The organism is Labrenzia sp. OB1 (assembly GCF_001624695.1).
Classification (GTDB): Bacteria; Pseudomonadota; Alphaproteobacteria; order Rhizobiales; family Stappiaceae; genus Roseibium.
On the sequence record NZ_JSEP01000058.1, the window covers coordinates 1 to 3,715 of the forward strand.

The 3,715-nt window shown below is 52.7% G+C and carries 4 protein-coding genes; 1 reads left to right on the top strand and 3 read right to left on the bottom strand.

Going from position 1 to position 3,715, the window contains the following annotated elements; genetic code table 11:
* On the top strand, positions 1 to 281 hold a 281-nt coding region (locus OA90_RS27345), incomplete at its 5' end, for a transposase (protein ID WP_156510446.1).
* On the opposite strand, the gene OA90_RS27350 is transcribed toward OA90_RS27345, so the two are convergent.
* From OA90_RS27350 to OA90_RS29205, 3 genes are all read right to left on the bottom strand, one after another.
* Positions 241 to 1,872, bottom strand: a complete 1,632-nt coding sequence (locus OA90_RS27350; RefSeq protein WP_068420163.1) for an AAA family ATPase — start codon at positions 1,870 to 1,872, stop codon at positions 241 to 243. The two genes, OA90_RS27345 and OA90_RS27350, sit on opposite strands and share 41 nt — an antisense overlap.
* 137 nt (positions 1,873 to 2,009) lie before the next feature.
* Complete coding sequence (locus OA90_RS27355; protein WP_199823884.1) at positions 2,010 to 2,765, bottom strand: DUF2971 domain-containing protein; 756 nt, start codon at positions 2,763 to 2,765, stop codon at positions 2,010 to 2,012.
* A gap of 148 nt (positions 2,766 to 2,913) precedes the next feature.
* A partial coding sequence (locus OA90_RS29205) for a late control D family protein (RefSeq protein ID WP_068420173.1) occupies positions 2,914 to 3,715 on the bottom strand: 802 nt, incomplete at its 5' end.

Sequence of the window (3,715 nt, forward strand, 5' to 3'; positions counted from 1 at the left end):
ATGTCTTCGCCGATGGCGGCTATGCCGGTGAAAAGCTGCGCGCCGCCCTGGTGGGCAACGGCAACTGGACGATAGAGATCATCAAACGCTCCGATGCTGCTGAAGGCTTCGAACTCCTGCCCCGCAGATGGGTGGTGGAGCGCACTTTCGCATGGCTGGGCAGATGCCGCCGGTTGGCAAAGGACTGGGAGGCGTCAATCGAAAGTTCCACCGCATGGATCAACATCGCTAGTATCAGGGTCATGACACGCAGGCTCGCAACCTATTGTCTTGTCTCATGAACTTTTGAATCGGACTCTTAGCCTCAAGAGCGGATAGGTTTTCATATCGAGCAACGGTTACTTTGTCGTCACCGGACAATTCAGGAAGCGTCTTTTGCAATGCTGCAATTCTCTGTTCTAAAGAGGCCTTTGAGGCAGCAAACTTGCTAATCTTGGCCTCTAGGGTCCAAGCCGATGAAAGTCCTTGGATCGCTTTCCGGACGAGCGTTCTAGACGCTTCAATTTCTGCATTTAATCGTTCATCTTCGCGTTTATACTCTTGGTCAACAAATTGCAGCAGGTCTGAGATGTGCGTACGCTTGCCAGCCTGTTTGCCAAGTTCAGAGAGTTCTCCCTGACTGTAAACAACGGAAGGGAAAAGAGTGCGGAGCTCTTTGGTGCTTAGCTTCTGGGTAGTGCCGTCGGGGTAAGTTATGTCGGGCTGGTAAGCGTTCGATCCACCACGACGGACTTTGAATTCTGCGCCATCTTGAGTAACATCAATCGACAGTGTCGCACCTTTTGCTATTAGCGTTTGAGAAATAAGTTCTTTCAGCCGGTCTGCCCCAGAAAATGCGTCCTTAGGCAAATCATAGCAGCTGCGGCCCAGTCCAAACGCCACATATTCAAGCAATGTGCTCTTACCGCTACCCCTCCCGCCGATGAAAGAATTTAGTTCTGAGCTGAGGTCTATCTGCCGATTTGTGAGAATTTCCGACCCGCTTACCTCTATCGAAGTAACGCTGAGCGTTGGTGTTGGTGGAGGTTCAATTGCGATGCGTGACTTATGCCCCAAGAAAGCTTGTCTGATTGCCTCAGCTGTTGGCGCAGCAAGCTTGATCCAACAGCTGTTTGTTCCCACTTTAGAGTAGTCGGCGGATCGTCCATCAGACGTCGGTAATGGGTAAATAAAGCGATTGCCCCAGATATCCCATTTGCCAGATAGGCGCCTTCTGTTTTTTCCTGTGATTGAAGCAGTGTTTTGCCCAGCGTCGAGATACCCCCCCACGTAAGACATAGACTTAAAATCTGCATGTGATCCATCTGTTAAGACGGTATGTTGTCCGCCCTGAGAGACATTCGGCAAGACAATGTACCGGCCTTGAAGTTCAGTTACTCCATCAAGCCGATTGGCGATTTCTGGATAAGAGAAATCAAGTTGGGTGACCCTCGGTCCTTGCTTCTCATCAACATTCAAAGATGCGATTGTAATGCCCAGCTTTGACTGGGCTTCCTTGCGCCATTCATCCGACAGGTCCGCGTCAAACAATATCAGACACTGGACACCGTGGCGGCAAGTCAGCTCCATACCGGGAAACAACCAAAGGTCAAAGCTAGGGTCTTGAGAAACCCTTTGTGCAATGGCCGTTTTTACAAACGGGATCATGACCATTTCATGATGATCGGTTACCGCGATAGCACGAAGATCTCGCTTCAAACAGATGTCAACGAATTCACTGGCCCATATCTGCCGAGCGGCTTCAACTTGATCTTTCGTTGCAGGACCTTGGTCCGTTTCATCGCCTAAACCGATTGGTCTTTGGCCCTGCCAGTTGGGGTCGCGCGGGGTATGGAGTTGGAAATCGCATTTTCGCCATGACGCAAATTTCATAGATTACTTCTCAAGTTTAGAAATTGAGGTTGTCATCAATCAGGATGACTTAGAGTAATCTAGCTATCAAGCCCGCCATTGGGAAGTTGTGTTCCTAATTGCCCAAGCGCACGAGCGGCGACTTGGAGCCGGTCTGGCTAGATGTAGCGGGGTCTGCCAAGAAGAGACGATAGCTCAAGGCGATCCTTCAGCCCCGCCTGTGCTACGTGATCCGAAATTATGTCCCGTTCCTCGCCTGTGATTGTCGATCCAAGCACAATTCGCGCAATGAGAATATCGAGGTCTACGCCTACAAAAATTCCACCAGGTGGGACTGAAACAGCAAACTCTTCGGCCATGCGCAAAGATATGGCAAGACGAAATTCACGCTCCCACTCGAAGGCACGATGTTTGAAAAAGAAGCGACCAAGCATGCTGGCACCTTTCATTCGAACTTGCGTAAGGTCAACGTAGTCAACTGGCCCGGCCCACAAGTCCTCAACCCCATACTCAGGCTTCAAGCGGTATGGTTTGAATGCCTTTCGCATTCGATCTGGTGTGGTGCAGATAGCGACGCCTTTGTGCTCTCCAGCATAAAGTTTCCACATGGCGTCGCTTTCATAGTCTGCACGATGCCAACAAGACACTTTGGTCAGGCGTTTCAGTTCGAAAAACGCTTGTTCGGTCGTCTCCATTTCAGAGTACCTTGGATCGGTTTGCTGCGGTGGCTGTTGAACCGCGACCGCACCTTCAAACGGATCCTCGAATTGGTTAGCAGACGCAAAATAAATATAGCCTTCGCTCAGAGTCGAGATGAACCTCTCGGGTTTAAAATATTTCCAAAGCACTTCATCCGATATTATTGTTCCAGCAACTATTTCCCGCATAATATAATTCCCGCCTAAATCACTCACGAATTGCCTCGAGATCCTTACCGTGGATGCAACAAGTGTTACAGGATAACTGAATGACGGCAATGATGAGCTGCACCGCAGGAATTCAAGTTGGGGGTCAAAGGCAGGAATGGGCCGCAATCGCAAATTGCCTGAAGGCCCTACCTACCTACCTACCGTCCGTCCCTGCCCCGTCCTGCGGCTGTTGCAACTCCAGATCCGTCGTCGCACCGCCCGATCGGCTGGCTTTGTGGGTGACGCCGACAATCCGATAGGTGCCATCGACACCGGCCCGGGTGCCGCGCAGTTGAAACAGCGCCTCGGCCTGCGCTTCCGGTGTCAGGTCCAGGATCACCCTGCCCTTGCCGCCTTCCCGCTCGATCTGCTGCTTGCGGCCCTCGGCGATTTCCCTTGCATGGTTTTCATCGCGCGCGATGGATCTCACCAGATTGACGGCCCTGGCCTTCTCTCCGGTGGCACCGCTCTCCGTCTTGAAATCCAACGGCAGGCCTTTCTTCCGGTCGAAGTAAGGCACCGTGACTTGCCTGAAGACGTCCCTGGTCGAGACCGGCTCGATGTCCCACGAAATGAGGTTGCCGCTGTTGCCGGTGTTGAACAGGCCGGTAATTAATGGAAGGCCGAAATCCCCTCCGTGCTTGGCAAGGACCGCAATGTTTTCCCGGAGCTTGAAGGTGCCGCCGAGTTCACGCGCGAGCTTCTCACCTACATGCAACAGGCTCTCGCCATCCGCTGCGATATAGTCGCGCACGATATTCCCGAGCGCGGGATCGATCTTCATGTCGAAGCCGGCCTTCTTGGCGACCGTCTTCAGGAAACCGCCCACCGTACCTTCGTCCTGGTGGATGCGTTGTGGCTCCTTCGCCTTGCCGCTGACATCGAACCCCTTGGCGGACACCGAGAGCGAACGCCCGGAAGACCGGGAGCCGGAGGATTTCACGCTGTCGATGATG

Excerpts from the sequence above, each read along its gene's own strand:
- OA90_RS27350 (WP_068420163.1), bottom strand. The coding sequence starts at position 1,872 with ATGAAATTTGCGTCATGGCGAAAATGCGATTTCCAACTCCATACCCCG.